The sequence below is a fragment of the Butyricimonas synergistica DSM 23225 genome (assembly GCF_000379665.1).
In the GTDB taxonomy this organism is placed as follows: Bacteria; Bacteroidota; Bacteroidia; order Bacteroidales; family Marinifilaceae; genus Butyricimonas; species Butyricimonas synergistica.
The window spans coordinates 19,547-37,532 of sequence record NZ_KB903368.1 but is presented as its reverse complement, the minus strand read 5'-3'; the positions used below and the strand labels follow the sequence as shown (position 1 = coordinate 37,532).

Annotated in this window: 13 protein-coding genes; 2 read left to right on the top strand and 11 right to left on the bottom strand. The window is 44.9% G+C overall.

Features of this window, described 5'->3' with window-relative positions; all coding sequences use genetic code 11:
* Positions 1–8: 8 nt before the first annotated feature.
* The 7 genes from A3CY_RS0114340 to A3CY_RS0114310 form a co-directional block, all read right to left on the bottom strand.
* Positions 9–1,475, bottom strand: coding sequence for a RagB/SusD family nutrient uptake outer membrane protein (locus tag A3CY_RS0114340; RefSeq protein ID WP_018338621.1), 1,467 nt, complete (start codon positions 1,473–1,475; stop codon positions 9–11).
* Positions 1,476–1,535: 60 nt separating this feature from the next.
* Positions 1,536–5,114 carry a SusC/RagA family TonB-linked outer membrane protein gene (locus A3CY_RS0114335; RefSeq protein WP_071596001.1) on the bottom strand — a complete coding sequence of 1,193 codons (3,579 nt, stop codon included), beginning with the start codon at positions 5,112–5,114 and terminating at the stop codon, positions 1,536–1,538.
* 105 nt (positions 5,115–5,219) lie between these two features.
* Positions 5,220–6,377, bottom strand: coding sequence for a FecR family protein (locus A3CY_RS21125; RefSeq protein ID WP_018338619.1), 1,158 nt, complete (start codon positions 6,375–6,377; stop codon positions 5,220–5,222).
* Positions 6,378–6,463: 86 nt separating this feature from the next.
* Positions 6,464–7,048 (bottom strand): sigma-70 family RNA polymerase sigma factor, encoded by a 585-nt coding sequence (locus tag A3CY_RS21120; RefSeq protein ID WP_018338618.1) that lies wholly within the window; start codon positions 7,046–7,048, stop codon positions 6,464–6,466.
* A gap of 239 nt (positions 7,049–7,287) precedes the next feature.
* Positions 7,288–8,370: an A/G-specific adenine glycosylase gene (gene mutY / locus A3CY_RS0114320; protein WP_018338617.1), complete on the bottom strand. Its 1,083-nt coding sequence runs from the start codon at positions 8,368–8,370 to the stop codon at positions 7,288–7,290.
* Positions 8,371–8,489: 119 nt separating this feature from the next.
* Entirely contained in the window at positions 8,490–8,975 is a 486-nt protein-coding gene (locus A3CY_RS0114315) for a Dps family protein (RefSeq protein ID WP_018338616.1), read from the bottom strand.
* 117 nt (positions 8,976–9,092) lie between these two features.
* The gene (locus A3CY_RS0114310) at positions 9,093–11,198 is read right to left on the bottom strand and encodes a M3 family metallopeptidase (protein WP_018338615.1); all 2,106 of its coding nucleotides are present in this window, start codon (positions 11,196–11,198) and stop codon (positions 9,093–9,095) included.
* Positions 11,199–11,326: 128 nt separating this feature from the next.
* Between A3CY_RS0114310 and crcB the strand changes: the two genes are divergently transcribed.
* Positions 11,327–11,707, top strand: coding sequence for a fluoride efflux transporter CrcB (crcB, locus tag A3CY_RS0114305; protein ID WP_018338614.1), 381 nt, complete (start codon positions 11,327–11,329; stop codon positions 11,705–11,707).
* A 66-nt stretch (positions 11,708–11,773) separates the two neighbouring features.
* Positions 11,774–12,973, top strand: a complete 1,200-nt coding sequence (locus tag A3CY_RS0114300) for a C1 family peptidase (protein WP_040371871.1) — start codon at positions 11,774–11,776, stop codon at positions 12,971–12,973.
* Between the two features lie 73 nt (positions 12,974–13,046).
* Here the strand turns inward: A3CY_RS0114300 and A3CY_RS0114295 are convergent, their stop codons facing one another.
* From A3CY_RS0114295 to pepT, 4 genes are all read right to left on the bottom strand, one after another.
* Positions 13,047–14,834, bottom strand: coding sequence for a cobaltochelatase CobT-related protein (locus A3CY_RS0114295; protein ID WP_018338612.1), 1,788 nt, complete (start codon positions 14,832–14,834; stop codon positions 13,047–13,049).
* Positions 14,835–14,843: 9 nt separating this feature from the next.
* Entirely contained in the window at positions 14,844–15,692 is an 849-nt protein-coding gene (locus A3CY_RS0114290; protein ID WP_018338611.1) for an AAA family ATPase, read from the bottom strand.
* A gap of 49 nt (positions 15,693–15,741) precedes the next feature.
* Complete coding sequence (locus A3CY_RS0114285) at positions 15,742–16,593, bottom strand: GNAT family N-acetyltransferase (RefSeq protein WP_026207694.1); 852 nt, start codon at positions 16,591–16,593, stop codon at positions 15,742–15,744.
* A 107-nt stretch (positions 16,594–16,700) separates the two neighbouring features.
* The gene (pepT, locus tag A3CY_RS0114280; RefSeq protein ID WP_018338609.1) at positions 16,701–17,918 is read right to left on the bottom strand and encodes a peptidase T; all 1,218 of its coding nucleotides are present in this window, start codon (positions 17,916–17,918) and stop codon (positions 16,701–16,703) included.
* Positions 17,919–17,986 lie beyond the last annotated feature (68 nt).

Below are 17,986 nucleotides of genomic sequence, written 5' to 3'. Positions count from 1 at the left end.
CATATTCATCAAGGATTTACTTCCAAATTGAAATTCTTATCCAAAGCCGAACGAGGAATCGGGAGCACGTAACGATCTCCGCCTCGCGGAAGCACGTAAGTAACAGGCACATCTGTCTCACTCGCTTGATACTCGTGTCTAATCTCCGGCATTCCATATCTTCTCAAGTCAAACCAACGATGATCCTCGAACGCAAGTTCGCGCCGACGTTCTTCTTGATAAAATGTTAACAACGCCTCCCCGGAATAATCTACATCATCATAACTCTCGTTACGAGTATCATAACGATGAGAACGCAACGTATTCAAATCATTCAAGGCTGACTTCCTCAAACTTTCATCTCCGTCACGAAGATAACGACGAATATTCGCTTCTGCCCGGTTCAAATAAAGTTCAGCCACACGCATCCCTTTAATCGGGTAATTCGTCTCCACCGTATACTCTTTTCGTATTCCATATTTGATCTTAATTACAGCCGGCGTGGAGAAAAAATCGCGTGCGTATTCATAATAATAGCGCAAACGTAAATCCCCCCGATTATTCACGTTACTTTCCGTAAAATCATACAATTGCACCAACTCGGTCGAGGGAACAAAAGTAAATCCAGACTGAGCAAAATCATACTGATAACTATTCCCGTATCCCAACCATATCACCTCTTCACTTTTCCGCCCGTATATATTTTCATTTGGGGCGTAAATCATTCCCCAAGTCTGCCACGGGGCATTTGCCAAATCAAATAACGAAGATTTTTTCTTCAAGCCCAAGGAAGCATACTTCTCAGCCTCGTCCCACTTTTCCATATAAAGATATAACCGCGACAACAAATTGTAACAGAACACATCCGAAGCCTTGAATTTGCTATTCCCCACTCCAAATTGCTCCAAAAGTGGCAACGCTTCCAATAAATCACTCTCGATTTGTGAATATACCTTGGCGATAGAAGCCCGTTTCGGGTAATCGTCCGAAACCTCCGATGAGGTGATTAAAGGTACCCCGGGTGCCTTTTCCACATCAATACCCTCCGCATTATAAGGCTTCGCGAAAAGATTCACCAACATGAAGTAAAAATATCCCCTCATGGCCAAGCTCTGCCCTTTAACATTGGCTTTCTGGGCTTCCGTTCCCGTCACTTTGTCGAGCATATCCAAAACAACATTGCACCCTTTTATCGCCCGATAATAATGTTCGTACGTATCTGCTCCTTGCACACCGCCACTCTCCAATTGTTCAAACATATCAGACTGCCAGGCATACACCGGCAAATACCGCTTATAATATTGCTGCACCATCTGGTCTTTAGAATAAACGCAAGTGACATCATCCGTCATCATATCCAGGTACATGTGGAACACGTTTTCACTATGTCCGGCAACGTAAACCTCCCCCATCAACAATTGCTGCAAATCATCCGCCGAACTCGGCCTCATCTCGTTCTGACTCGTCTCATCCAAGAAATCACCACATCCACACATAACGAGTAGACATATTAAATACCATATATTTTTACCAATTCGTATCATATTCAAATGCTATTAAAAAGTAATATTTAAACGTACTGAATAATTTCTCGCCAAAGGTTGTCCCCCGGTTGCCACCTCAGGGTCTACCCCCTTGTAATCCTTACTTACAATCATGAATGGATTGCTTACCGACCCTGATATCGACACAGCCTTCAATGTCATGTATTTCACCAAATTCTGCGGCAAATTATACGTCAAAGTTAAATTGTTGCATCTGAAAAAAGAGGCATCAACCACCCGCGCATCAGAATAATCAAACATCTCATACACGTTACTAACAAGATTTCCTCCGGGGAAACTGATATTCACGTTTCCCGTTCCCACGGAAGGGATGGACGGTATGTTCGTAGATTTTTCATCCCCGGATTTTTTCCAGCGATTCACGAAATCTTTTGAATAATTGTCATAGGCACTCGGCAACGAATAGGGGAAATTCTTGCTCTGGAATAACGAATGCAGGAATCGTTTTCCACCAAGGCTCAGAGTAAAACCACCGCTCAACGATAAATTCCGATATCTAATCGACATGGACAAACCTCCTGTAAAATCCGGTTCCATCTTTCCCATATATTTCATGTACTCCGTGGCATCATTGACCCCAATACCTTCCTCGTTATTATTTTTGGTCGGGATATTGAATACGGGAGTACCATTCTGCGGATCAAGTCCTTGCAACTCGAAAGCCCAGAATGCAGAAACCGGATAACCCGCCTTGTTCAAATCTCCACTCACTGCCGCCAACCAAGAATTATTGGGAAGAAGCGTACTCTTAATCCGATTCCGGTTTTTAGACGTATTCAACGAAATATTCCAAACAAAATCCTTCATGCGCAGCAACGTCGTGCTCAAATTCAACTCGATACCATCATTTTTCATCGTTCCACCGTTAATCGGCATCTGCTTTATCCCGTAAGAAACCGGAACATCCTTGTAAATAATCAAATCCTCCGCCTTCTTCATATAATACTCGACAGACAGCATGATTCGATTTTTAAATAATCCCATGTCCGCCCCGATATTAATCGTTTTTGTCTTTTCCCAACGCAAATCGGCATAAGGCAATGAACTAATTTCCAACTCATACTCACCGGTAACGTTATTCACCACGTTTGTCGGGAGCTTGGCAATCAAGTCCGGACCGAAATTCTCGGCAACATTCCCTTGCCAACCGTAAGAGAGACGTAAATTCAATTCACTAAACACCTTCTGTTTTTGCATCCACACCTCGTTATGCACGTTCCAACGCGCTCCCAACGACCATACCGGGAGAAATTTTGACTTACTATCCTGCCCAAAACGATTCGAGGCATCCGAACGCACACTCGCCGTAAACACGTAACGCTCATCAAAAGAGTACGTCATACTACTATAGAAAGACAGGAAATTAGAAGTCCGATCCACTATATTCGTTTTAATCTTCTGATAAATAGGATTTATTCCTGCAGAAATCATTTGCGGTGGTAGAGTCACATTTTTACCTCTATCCGGGAAATAGCCATAAGTTACCGCCGACACCTGGTCATATTTCGTGCTACGACTCTCCTGACCGATAACCCAACCGACACGATGCTTTCCAAATAATTGACCATACGTCAAACTATTTCTCCACGTGAACGAGGTACTCCGGGACTCCGTGGTACTTAATTCTCCTCCATGAGGTAATTTCGATTGTTCATATTTAGAATCACCCTTCAAATACTCCCCGAATTCATATCCGCGAATCGCCGTAATGTAATAACTATATTCCGATGCATACGCCTCTCCCACCGTATTATTGGAACCGAAACTTGCCAACGACTCGAAACGTACTCCCGGAAGAATGTCATAATTAAAATTCGCGTTTATATTAACACTTCTTCTGTCATTCGTGTTTCCCGTTTCGGAAAGTTCATGCAATATGTTGAACTTATAGCCGTCCGCCCGATTATAAAAAAACAAACCTCCATCTTTATCAAAACACGGGATTGCCCGGCTCGTGGACAACGCGTAAGAATAAGGATCAACGGTATAAAATCCATCCGTCACTCCATAACTGGCATTCATTCCAATACCAGCCCGAATTTTATGACTTAAATGGGCATCCATACGGAAAGAAGCAGCCAGTTGCTCTGATTTATTTCCTTTAGCCGCTCCTTTATTCTGCACATAATTCAACGAACTATAATAAGTCACTTTATCATTACCGCCCGATACACTTAGACTATGATTATGACTCATTTGCGTTTGGTACAATATATCCATCCAGTCCGTGTTCATTTCTTCAAGCTCTTTCACGGCAACATTAAACTCGTCAAACGTAATCTCTTTGTTAATGTATCTCTCTATCTCCCGCTCGTATCCCACGGAAGTAGTCGGGATTTGACCTAACAAACGTTTTTCATAAATCTCGCGAGAAAAATCAATACGTTCTTTCGAATTCATCAAATTCATCTTCTTGTAGTTCAATCTCTCCGTAACACTCAAACCACCCGAATAGGTAACAGACAAACGCCCATTCTTACCTCGTTTCGTGTTAATCACGATCACGCCATTCGCGGCCTTCACACCATACAACACTGTAGCCGAAGCATCCTTCAATACCGTGATGTCCTCGATATCATTCGGGTTCAACCACGCGATACTGTTTCCCACGAAATTGGTAATCATATCAAAGTTATCTCCCAAGTCATTTAAAGCCTGTGCATCAAAAGGAATCGGATCCTCTTGAATAATGCCATCAACCACCCAGACCGGCTCTTGATTCCCCAACAAGGTGGAAGTTCCCCGCACGCGCACTTTCTGACGCGTACCAACCATCCCCCCTGTATTCATTACCACCACCCCGGGAAGCTTTCCTTGCAACATTTGCTCGATGCTGTTCGTCCCGTCGAAAACCATATCCTCACGCTTAACCGTATTCGTGGAACCGACCATATCCGTTTTACGGATTCTCTGGTAACCGGTAACGACAACCTCATCCATCGTCTCAGACACCTCTTTCAAAATCACATCTATCACCTCATTTCCCGCGTAAACGATTTCACGCGTTTCCATTCCGACAAATGAATATACCAACGAAAAATTCTTTGGCGGGTTAGGAATTACTAATGTATATTTCCCGTCCACATCTGTTGCCACCCCAATCTTCAAGCCTTTCACGGTAACGGTCACTCCCACCAACGGTTCCTTTTTCGTGTCACACACTCGCCCTCTCACTTTAACAGTTCGTACACTGTCATTTTCCATTTTCAACAAAGGGGTTATCACGATATAATCATCCACGAACCGATACGTCATGCCACTTCCGGCAAGAATTCGGTCTAACACGGCAGATAACTCCATATCCTTAAAATCTGCCTTCACTTTTTGCTGTAACGTCAAACGGTCGTCATTATAAATCACAATCTTGTTCGTTTGCCGGCGAATCTCCTCGAAAACCGTCTTGATAGACGTTTCTCCCAAGTTCATGCTCAATTTTTGCTGTGCCAGCCCGTTCGCGGATAACGTACACACGAAACAGACGCACAAAATCCAAGTCAATTTCATAATTCTCCACAATTGTTGCCGCTTATTTTTTGACAAAATAAGCCACAAGACATTACTTTTTTTCATACATTTGTAAATTAAGTGATACTTAAAACTCCCCCGGGAGTGACTACCGGATCGTGCTCCCAACACTTTCCGGTATTTTATTCCCGTCAGAAGTGATTTTAAACTTTATTTCTCGTTGACTGTAATTACATTCCCATTCACTTTAAAAGTTACATTCGTGGTTGACTCTATCAAAAAAAGGATATAGTCGATATCGTTGTATTTTCGGAAAGCACCCGTAAACTTCAACTGTTTCAAACTCTCCTTGCTGAAAAAGAAACTCACCTCGTACCAACGTCCCAATTTGTCAGCCAGTTCATCCAACGGCATCGCGTCAAAATTCAAAATGCCGTTCTTCCAATCGACATACGTGTCCACGTTCACGGTTTTCACCTCGTACTCCCGGCTCTCGTTATTCATCACGAACTGGTGGTTTGGGGTCAACACCTCGCTAATTTTCCCACTCGTCACATCCACACTCCCGCTTACCAAAGTAACTTCCGTGCGAGCCCCCTTCTTGTATGCCATCACGTTAAACCCAGTACCCAGTACTGTCACATCTAATCGTTCCGTGCGAACCACAAAAGGATGCACTTCATCCCGAGACACGTCAAAATAAGCCTCTCCTTCCAATTCCACTAACCGCTCATCACCTGTGAAACGCACGGGATATTTCAATCTAGACTCCGAATTCATGTAAACCACTGTCCCGTCGGCAAGCACCAAACGAAACTCTCCCCCGGTTGGAACTCGCAATTCATTGTAAACCGGGCGTCCCAATGCCACGCTATCTTTTCGACTATAATCTATATAGTCCGCCACGTTCAAAATAGAGAAACCCTTTTCCTGGATCGTATCTGCCCGTTCGCTTCCCAAAACGACCTGCACTCCCGTCGACAACACCAATACCGCCTTCGCCCCCCCGGGCTTTACCACAGACTGCACCGCCACGACAGGCGTCTTCTTTCCCGAAGGGAAAAACACCCACGTCATCCCCAGCAGTAACACAATAGCCGCCGCCACACTCCAACCAATACGTATTATCCGTTTTCGACGCCGACTCTCCCGCTTATGTTCTACCGCTTGCCATGCCGCACTTTCTTCCACGTTCCTCCATTTCACGGAATACTTTCCGGTGTACCAAGCCCGCTCAACCTCCCGGAAAAACAATCGATGCTCCTCGTTCTCTCGTACCCATTCCTCGAACACCTGCCGCTCCTCTTCGCTCGCATCCCCTGCCAAGACCCGGTAAATTAAATCTTCTATATAATCCGATATAGCCATACTAGTTTATTTTTCTACAAGTAGGACTAAATAAAAATCAAAACGGGTGAATGAGACAAGATTTTTTTTGCAAAAAATATAACTTTTCACTCTTGGGTAACTTCAGGAGAAGCTATAACGATAAACAACATAATCAGCTCTTGCTCTCCCCGCAACTCCTCCCTCAAAACACGCATACCATTACGCATCAAAGTTTTCACCGTATTCAAAGAAACCTGCAATTCATCGGCTGTATCTTGGTATTTCATATCCCGCATTAACACGCAATTCAACACACGTCCCGTTTGCTCGGGCATCCGGGCAATCACGGCATTCACCCGGTCCACGATTTCCTGGCTCAATAAAGCAGCCGAATCAGCTGCCACATCGACAGACATGTAATCCACCCGGGCTCGCAGCACATCGTTCTTGTGCAAGTAAGTATAACAACTATTGCGAACGGAAGAAAAAAGATAAGAACTAAGAGCCTTGCTCCTGATACGCTCAAGATAATCGTCTTCCCACAAACGCACGAAAAACTCTTGGACGAGATCTTCCGCCATCGTGTCGTCACTAATCAATGTCCCGGCATACAACACCAAAGGACGATAGTAACGATCGAACAACATCCGAATTCCCTCCTTACGATTCTTTATGAATCTATCAAGTATATCTCGATCATCCTTTCGCATCAACACAAAAATAAATCTTTTTCACCAGTGATACATCAAAAAAGAAAAAATTTATTTATCGACACTACTTTTTCCCGCAATCTCTTGCCCACATCCGAACTACAATTGCCTAACCGTTGCTTGCCCCTTGCCCGCCCCCAAAAACCAATTATGAACGAACCATAAACGTAGCATAAACGTAAATTTGCGTTCATGATTCGTTTATGATTCGTTCATAATTGGTTTATAAGGTAGCGTATCTATAGACCAATGGGGGCGCAAACATCTCCTATCCCCTCCAAATAACATTGCACGAGACGGGATACCGCATAATTACCTACCTCCGCATCCGGCACCAGAAGGTACTTTCGCATGGCAGGAGAAAAAGAATCTACCAGAATCTCGTAAAACACGGCGTAGATTACCCGGTGAGATAGCACGTGTTTTTTAGCCACGAACTCCCGTTTCACGCTAACACCTTCCATTCCGTCAAATAACATACCAAATTCAGGTACTTGCTGCAATTCGCCCCAAGAGACAGAAGACATTGTTTCCACCAGCGGAAACTCGTAGAGATTACGCCAGATATCATTTCCAGTACGTTTGGCAAGTAAAGTTCTCCCACAACCATGGATATGCAAATAATTAAAATAACGGGATTTTACCGTGGTTTTCCCGCCTTTCACGGGCAATCGTTCCACCCGTCCGGAAGCCAGAGCCAAGCACTTTCCGTTCAAAGGGCAACGGGTGCAATCGGGCGATTTCGGCACACACTGCAAAGCCCCGAATTCCATCATTGCCTGGTTGAAAAGATCGGGACGGCGTTCATCCAGTAAAGATTGTGCCAACTCCGTGAAATACTTTTTCCCTTCCCCGCTGTCAATTGGCGTATCAATGTCAAAAAGCCGGGCCAACACCCGGTACACGTTACCATCCACCGTGGCATAGGGTTGCCTGTAAGCGAAAGAACAGATTGCCGCTGACGTGTAGTCCCCCACTCCTTTCAGCGACAGAACGCCTTCTCTCGTCCGCGGGAACATTCCCCCGCAAGAAGACATAATTTGCTTCGCCGCGGCGTGCAGGTTCCGGGCACGACTGTAATACCCCAATCCTTGCCAGTATTTCATCACCTCATCCTCATCCGCCACGGCAAGGGAACGCACATCCGGAAAGCGCCGCACGAAACGATTGAAATAATCCAACCCCTGCACCACCCGGGTTTGCTGCAATATAATCTCCGAAATCCATATCAGGTAAGGATCATTCGTTTCCCGCCACGGTAATTCCCGCTTGTTTTTCCCGTACCAGTGAATTAAAATACCGCTAATCTCTCTATCTTCCATATCGCCAAATTATCGGGTACGAAGATACAAAAAACATCGGTATCCTATTCGGGCAACAAAAAAGAGACCACCTTTTCAGGCAGTCCCTTTCCATTCACTCATAACATAAAAATCTATCCTTATTCCAAATGTGCACGGATCATCCAAGTTACTTTTTCCTTTTTCTCAATCATATCTTCCAAGAAATTGGATGTTCCGAAATCCTTTGACCCTTCCTTATCCATCGTCTCCAAGTCAGAACGAATCTGACGTATCACTTCCGCATTGTCATCCAACAAAGCGGCTAACATACCTTTTGCATCGGGAAGCGGCTTTTCCTCGTCTTGCTCTTTGATACGGTTGCGTTCCAGGCATCCTTTCAAGGAACCAATAGGACGCTCGTCCAAGTCACGAACACGTTCGGCTATGCTATCTATATCTTCAATCAAACCATTGTAAAGATCTTCCAGGAATGTGTGATAAGATCTAAAGCTTGCACCTTTCATATTCCAATGGTAATTCCATGTTTTAGCAAGTAAAACAAAATGATCGGCAAGTAAGTTATTTAAAATCGTCTTGCTTGATTTGATCATCGCGGCGTCTAAACCAATATTTCCTTTCATCATAACTATAAATATTTAAAAGTTCTTTGTATTTCATTGTAAACATCTATAGAAACGAAAAACGACCGATAATGTTTCATACCGGTCGTTTTATTTTATTTATCCCTAGATGATCAAGGGCTATTTTAAACCTCTTTTCATCAAAAGCGGCTCCTCGGACGGTTGTTGCCCCCGGAATTTAATATATTGTCCCATAGGATCGTCATACCCTCCTTCAGACAAAATATATTTCCGGAATTTTGCAGCCAACTCTTTGTTATAAATATCTCCGGAAGCCTTGAAGGCTTGGAACGCATCGGCATCCAACACTTCAGCCCAAAGATACACGTAGTAACCGGCAGAATATCCTCCGTCAAAGATGTGCGAGAAATACGTTGTACGGTAACGAGGCAAGATTTCTTTAATCAAACCGTATTTATCCATCGAAGCTTTCTCGAATGCATTCACGTCGAACTCTTGTATCGTGGCTTGAGAATACCAATCCATATCCAACAATGCTGCGGCAACATATTCTACTGTGGCAAACCCTTGGTTGAAATGCCCGCTCTCCTGAATCTTTTTGATTAACGCATCCGGCATCGGTTCACCCGTCTGGTAATGCTTAGCGTACATTTTCAATACTTCCGGTTCACTCGCCCAGTTTTCCATAACCTGTGACGGCAACTCCACCATATCGTGAGGTATCGTTCCGGCTATACGCTGATAATCGCCACGAGTAAAGAAGCCGTGCAGAGCGTGACCAAATTCGTGGAACATCGTTTCCGTGTCGTCCCAAGTCAACAGTACGGGAGCATCGCCCACGGCAGGTGAGAAATTATACACCACGGATACCAACGGCATCTCTTCCTTACCGTTTTCTTTCGTGTAATGACGGAACTCTGTCATCCACGCCCCGGCAGACTTACTCGCACGAGTGAAATAATCCAGGTAAAGGATTCCTAAAGAACTACCGTCCACATCCTTCACCTCGTAAGTTTCCACTTCCGGGTGATACAAGGGTATATCCGTACGTCTCTCCAACGTGATCCCGTAAAGTTTATTCGCGACCTCGAACATGCCGTCACGCACATTCTCGAGTTTCAGGTAAGGCATCATCTCGGACTCGTCCAAGTCATATTTCTGTTTCCGGAGTTTCTCGGCATAATACCACCAATCCCAACTCTCCAACTTTTCTTTCATGCCTTCCTTGTCCGCGATCTTTTGCATTTCAGCCAATTCTTGCTTGGCAACTTTCAACGCGGGAGTCCATACTCTTTCCAAGAAAGAATGCACGGCTTCCGGCGTCTTTGCCATATTCACGTCAATTACATAAGCGGCATAAGTATCGAAGCCCAACAATTTGGCTTTCTCGGTTCTCAAATTTACCATTTGAGCAAGCACCGCCTTATTATCATTAACGTTATCATTGTTCGCCCGCATGTAGTAACCTTTATACAACTTCTCTCTCAAATCACGGTTCTTTGCATACGTCAGGAAAGGAAGCATACTCGGTTTTTGCACCGTGAATACCCATTTCCCTTCCATGCCTCTGTTCTTCGCTTCTGCCGCTGCTGAAGCTATTGCATTATCGGAAAGTCCTTCCAGATCCTTGGCATTATCGATTACCAACGTGAAAGCATTCGTCTCCTTCAACAGGTTATTGCCGTATTGTAAACTCAACTTGGACAATTCGCCGTTAATTTTCATCAACTTAGCTTTGTCTTCATCATTCAGGTTAGCCCCCCCTCGAACGAAATCATTATAGTATTTCTCCAACGTGCGCGATGCCAAAGAATCCAATCCTAATGACTCTTTTTTATCATACAACGCCTTGATTCGGGCAAAAAGCTTCGGGTTCATGTTAATTTCGTCCCCGTGGGCAGTAACAGCCGGACTGATCTCCATTGCCAAAGCCAGCATTTCGTCACTCGTGACAGCCTCACAAAGATTGAAAAAGATAGCAGATGTCTGGTTCAATAATTTCCCGGATTGGTCGAGAGCCACGATCGTGTTCTCGAAAGTCGGAGCCTCCGGGTTATTCACGATTGCCTCGATTTCAGCTTTATGCTGTTTCATCCCTTCCTCGAAAGCTGGCTTGTAATCAGCCAATTTGATCTTATCGAAAGGCGGAGCTTGAAACGGGGTTTCAAATTTCTGCATCAACGGATTCTCCGTCTGCCTGGCTCCCTCTTTGCAAGAGGCGACCAAAGCGGTAACACTCAAAAGTAATATAACTCTTTTTTTCATAGATGATAATTTATATTTTAAACGCTTCTTCTACACAAATCCAAAAAACAAGGTAAAGATATAGATTATCCGCTACAAAGCATTAATTTTGCGATGAAAAGATTTTTTTATCCATCTATAAAAATAACATGAGTAATCTATTGTTTGTTGCGCTCGGTTCCATGTTCGGCGGGGTTTCCCGTTACTGGTTAAGTGGTTTTATCCAAAAGAATTTCGATACCGCGTTCCCGATAGGAGTTTTTATCGTGAACATCGCGGGCTGCTTTCTCATGGGCATCATCGCCGGATTATTAACCCATGCCAATATTCTCACGAACAATCATCGCCTGTTACTGGCTGTCGGTTTCTGCGGGAGTTTCACCACTTTTTCCACTTTCTCGTTGGATAACCTGCAATTATTGAGCACGAAAGCCTATTTTTTACTTTCCCTTAATATCGGGTTAAGCGTGGTACTTGGGCTCGCTGCAACATGGACCGGCTACTACCTGATGCAAAGTTTATCCAAATAAAATTTAGCCCGTGAAGAATTTTCGTTAGCTTTGTGATCGAACAAAAATGCTAAAAATAACTCAAATATGATTAGACATCTATCTTTATGCTTGGTCGTTTTGCTTTCCGCAATCAGCACGACCTTATTCGCCCAAAAAGGCGGACCTCGTTCCGGCTATCAATTCACGACAGTTGCCGATTTAAAAACAACCCCAGTAAAGAATCAACAAAGCGTCGGCACTTGCTGGGATTACGCGGCTCTTTCATTCCTTGAATCAGAATTATTACGCAAAGGGAAACCGGTCTACGACCTGGCAGAACTTTACGTTGCCAAAAACGCTTACTTTGAAAAAGGTTTGCGTTACGTTCAATTTCACGGGAAGACCAATTTCAGCGAAGGTGGACAAGCCCACGACGTGATTCACGTGATCAAGAAATACGGTATTGTTCCGGAAGAAGTGTACACCGGACTACAATACGGGCGGGATTTTCACATTCATGCTGAAATGGTAGAAGCCCTGCAAGGTATCCTTGACGGGGTCAACAAAAACCCGAACCGCCAGATTACTCCCGTGTGGACAAAAGGCTTTATGAGATACATCGAATCGTATCTTGGCGATACGCCCGAAACTTTCACTTACGAGGGAAAAGAATACACGCCACAAAGTTTTGCCCAATCATTAGACCTGAACCTTGACGATTACGTGGAACTCACGTCCTTCGAGGCTTTCCCGTTCTATCAAGCCACGGTACTTCCCATCCCAGACAACTGGCTGCACGGACAGTACTACAACTTGCCGATCGACGAACTCATGGAAGTGATGAACAACGCCCTCAAAAACGGTTACACCGTTTGTTGGGATGGCGACGTAAGCCACAACGGATTCAACCATTCCAGCGGATTGGCTATTCTCCCGACGGATAACCCGGAAGAAATGATCAACGCCGAGATCGACAAATGGACTACCCTCAGTGAAAAAGAAAGAAAAAATAAGATACAATCTTTCGAATCCCCTGTACCGGAAATGAAAGTGGATGATGCAAAACGTCAATTCAAATTCAACAACCGCCAAACCACGGACGACCATTTGATGCATATCACCGGATTGCTCAAAGATCAAAACGGAACTCTGTATTATAAAACGAAAAATTCATGGGGTGAGGAAAGAAGCGATTTCGGCGGTTACCTCTACATGTCCGAACCTTTCTGCCGTCTGCAAACGGTAGCAATCATGGTTCACAAAGATGCTATCCCGAAAGCTATCCGTAAGAAATTGGGTTTATAATCCTACAACCTATAAAGTAATAAAGTCCATAGAACTATTCTATGGACTTTATTACTTTATTCCTAATTACAATTCAAAACGAATTGTCATCCGCCATCGACATAAACTTTTTACGAATCCATTGGGATATTTTTGTCGTGATCTCCGGACCGGAATAAGGGATAAACTCCTCGTACATATCCGCCTGATCGAAATTATCTATTCCGATAGACAAGACCTCTATTCCTCGCTTTTTGGCTTCCTGCACCACGACCCACACGTGCTCTCGGGCATCCTCTCCGTCATATCCCGTGGCAGAAGGTGCTCCATCGGAAATCATAAGGAACAATTTATTCTTCGCGTCAGATTTGAATTTATCAAAGCAATACAACATGGCATACCCGTCGGCATTGGCGTTCAATGCCTGTTGCGAGAACAACTTCCCAAGCTGCAATTTCTCGCCCCGGTCATGGAAACGGGTAATCTCAATCCCGTCATCCCCACAGCGATGCCCGTAGATGGAATAATACACGACATTCGGGTACTTGTTGAAAGCCAAAGCCAACCCGGCTGATATTTCTATCTGCAAAGGGATTTTATCTTTCGTGCACATGGAACCGGAAAGATCCAACAGGATAACTACTTCCAAAATTGCCGAAGGAGCCATTACCTCCTCGAAAAAAATATTTCGGTTATAGCGGGACTGATACAATTCGTCCTCATCCAATTCCCCCGAATCCTGCTCGTATATTACCCTTGTCCTATCCATCTTCCCGGAAAACATGGCTAGACTCAATTGTATTTTGGCAGCCAACCCTTTTGCCCGGTTCAATATATCATCAGAAACTTCCGTCACTTCCGCGTCCACTTCCACCAATCGGTCACACACGCCTAACGAACCCTTCCATTCCAGCTTGGAACGTTCCGAACTCACGAACAACTGCGGGGAAAACACGGTATTCTCGTTCAACGTCGTCCGCAAATCCCGGATCACCGTTTCCGCCATCTTGATCTGCTTATCCGTCTTGAAATCCTCGATTCCCTTCATCGCCTTCTTCATCTCCTGCAAGAAGAAATTATCCGGGCAAACCTCCTTATCATGGAACAAATCAGCCAATGCCCCGGCATACCAGACCACCTCTTTGTAAGTCAAGTCGGCATAACTCTTAATCCCCTTCAATATGGCGTTTACTTGCCTTACCTTCACGTCATTACCGGGAAAATCCAAGACTGCCCGCATATAACTGCTCTCGTCCAACAGATTAGGATATAATATCTTGGTGCAGATATAGTCATAGAGAGCCTCCGAGCCGTCACCTCCCCGGTGAAAACCGTCATCACTCTGTCCCCCGTAATACCCCATGCGGGATTCCACGATATTCAGTCCCATGGCAAGTCCCAACTTCCGGGCGGCATACAAATAGTAATGATACCCTGGAAAATCCTTTACCAGCTTGGATTCTACCCGCCGATCCTCGATGAAATGGATCATGTCATAGTGCATCGGGGTATAAAGCAAATCCTTCTCGTCCAATCCGGCAATATCTTTTCCCGTGTAAATCCAGTGAGCCAGCTCGTGCACGAAATACCCGAAAAAGACAAATACCCGGGTTTCATCCGAAATCTCGAAACGGAGTAATTTCAAATTCAAAGCAATATGCTTCGGGTTCATTGACAAGGCGGGCACCCTGTTCGAAAGCACCATTTTAGGAATCTCTCCCGTGATGTGATAAGCAATCTTGGCACATACCGGAACCAACTTCAATATATCGGTCGTTCCTAAATCCCGATCCAGCAAATTACGGGCAGTCGGGAAATCACCCCACCAATCCCGATCAATAAACTGTTCATCATATATTTCTTCTATCCGCCGGAAATCCATGTCGTCCGATTAAAGGGTCTGTATCAACGAGCGGGCAATCGTTTCCTCGCCCGTGATTACATAGTTCGTGAGGATCACCCGCTCGATCACCTCGCTCAACCTATACCCCAAAGGCATATACGCCGCCGCATCCAACACCTGCCGGGTAGAAAGCGACACGGATAAGGTTTCCTTCTGTTCCGCCAAACGCAATATTTCAGCCACCCGAGCCAGTTGGATAGCCGCATCACGGGATACTTTCGGGAAGCAAGCCCGGATCAAATCGGCTTCTTCCGTTGCGGTAAGATAATTCAGCCGGATTTTGATAAAACGATCCTCGAAAGCCGTGTCTAACCGCTGCGTGGACACGTAAGCGAATCCCACGTTACCAGCAGCCACGAACAACACGTTCTCCCCTTTATTATAGCGTTTTCCGGAATCCTCGTCATAAATATAAGACTGTTGCCTATCGAGGATCGTCATCAGAAAATTCGCAGCCACCATCGGTGTACGGGTCAACTCGTCAAGAAAAATCAATGTCGGTTTCGTTGACACGAAAGCCTTGAAGAACTCCGAGCGCACCGCCTTGGTCTTTCCGTCATCACCGATAATCAATCCGCCCACGAACATCTTTTTCGGTTTGAAGGCTTGTCCCATATCGAAGGCGAAATAATCCATTCCCATGGCACTCGCCAATTCTTTGGCTATGGATGATTTCCCACATCCTTTAGGTCCGAGCAGAAAAGGATACCGCTTCAAGTATAGCGTGTGGCACATAAACTCCCACGTCTGCACGGGAATACACAAGTCCTCCGAATGTTTCGGGGGTGTAAAAGGAAAGAGAGTAGCTTGTCCGGCTACATACGTACTATTTGTCATGCTTTATTTATCTACTAAATTTACCGCCAAAGTTAACACTTTTAAATTCTCACAACTTCTTTATCATCTCAAACTGTTTTCCCGTCGGTTCGATATTCCTTGACTTGAGGAAAGCAGTAATCGAATCGCAAGAAACGTCCGTATTCACGATCTTGATAGAGCTATATTTATTGCACTCCAACATCTTTTGGAACAGCAATGAACCGATACCTTTACGTCGATATTCCTTGTCCACTGCTATCTGGGTAACATCCCCGGACATCGGTTCAAAGACCCCGTAACCGACAAGCTTGCTTTCCATGAAAACACCCAGGCAAACGAAATCCTCGGGCACCCGGTTAATAGCATCGAAGCTATTTTGCCACGAAGGCTTGAAATCCCAGAAACCGGGTATCACTTCATACTCGTTAATATCGATCGGTTGTAACGAATAAGGGCTATCGATAGCCTTCATTTCTCGGTTGATCTGCCCATTCTCCGGTCTGAAGTAATAAAACTCGCGTGTCACCTCGAACCCCAATTTTCTGTACACGGAAACGGCTCCCGTGTTATGCTGCAACACTTCCAACAAATATTCTTTTATCCCCGCTTCCCTTAAATAAGGAATAGAATATTCAAATATTCGTGTAGCCAAACCCCTTCCCCGATAATCCTTCAGCGTTCCGGTTCCCGTGTCGTAAGCCATTGAAGTCCCGTAAAAATCCCCGATTCCATTACAGGTGAACGCAACAATCTGATCCCCGTCGAACGCCGCAAAAGAAAGCCTCGGATCAAAACCACGCCGTTTCAACATAGTCACGAGTTCCGCCTTATTCAGTTGAATTTCATAATCGGCAAAAGCCTTCTCGAATGCCTCAAACAACTCGTCGAAGCTCGTATTTTCCAATGATTTAATTTCCATATTTTCATATTTTGCATTAAAAATAAGCAATCTTGCAATCTCCTCAAAATAAAAGCACTTGAAATCGTGAAATTCCAAGTGCTTCTATCATGTTATCCCCCAAAATCTTACTTCGCCCAAAGTTGAGCCAAATTCAGGATCGTTTGCATTGCTTTATGCATCGTATTCAAGGAACAATATTCAAATTTCCCGTGGAAATTCATACCTCCAGTGAACAGGTTCGGGCAAGGCAATCCCATGTAGGACAAACGTGCCCCGTCGGTACCTCCGCGTATAGGACGCACGATCGGGGTCACCCCGGCTTGAGTCATAGCCTCGAAAGCCTTCTCGATCACTTCCGGATGCGGTTCCACCATCTCGCGCATGTTGTAATATTGATCTTTCAATATCAAAGTCAACACGCCTTCACCATATTTCTTCGTCAACAACTCCACGGTTTTCGTGATAAATTGCTTTTTGGCTTCAAACTTCTCACGGATATGGTCGCGGATAATATAATTGATCTCGGCATTTTCCACTGAACCGCTCAGACCCACGAGGTGATAGAATCCCTCGTACCCGTCCGTGTGTTCCGGACGTTCCCACGCCGGCAACAGGCTATTGACCTCGGCAGCCACTTGCAAGGCATTAATCATCTTGTCTTTCGCGTATCCCGGGTGTACGTTACGTCCTTGGATAACCACTCTGGCACTCGCCGCATTGAAATTCTCGTATTCCAACTCTCCCTCGAAACCGCCGTCTATCGTGTAAGCGAATTTAGCACCGAATCTCTCCACGTTGAAATAATCCACACCGCGTCCCACTTCCTCGTCGGGAGTGAAACCGATACGAATCTTGCCATGTTTAATCTCCGGGTGAGCCATCAGGTACTCGGCAGCCGTTATGATCTCGGCTACTCCCGCCTTATCATCCGCACCCAACAAGGTAGTCCCGTCCGTGGTAATCAACGTGTGTCCCTTGAATGCCGACAACTCAGGGAAATCCTTCACGGTCATCATCAAGTTCTCGTTCAAGCGAATATCCGTTCCGTCATAATTCTCGATGATCTGCGGCTTAATATTTGCCCCACTCATATCCGGACTGGTGTCCACGTGAGAGATAAACCCGATCACCGGACGATCTTCATATCCCGGTGTAGCGGGAATAGTTCCCATCACGTAACTATGTTCGTCCATCTCCACCTCGGTCAACCCGAGTCCTTTCATCTCCTCTACCAAGTACCTCAACAATACTTTCTGTTTTTCGGTAGACGGAAATGTTTCGCTTGCCTCGTCACTCTGCGTGTCGAAACTCACGTATTTCAAAAAACGATCTTTCAAATCCATCTTATCTATATTTTTGATTTATGATTTCATTTAGATTATGATTTACGAGAAGATCGAAATCTTCAATC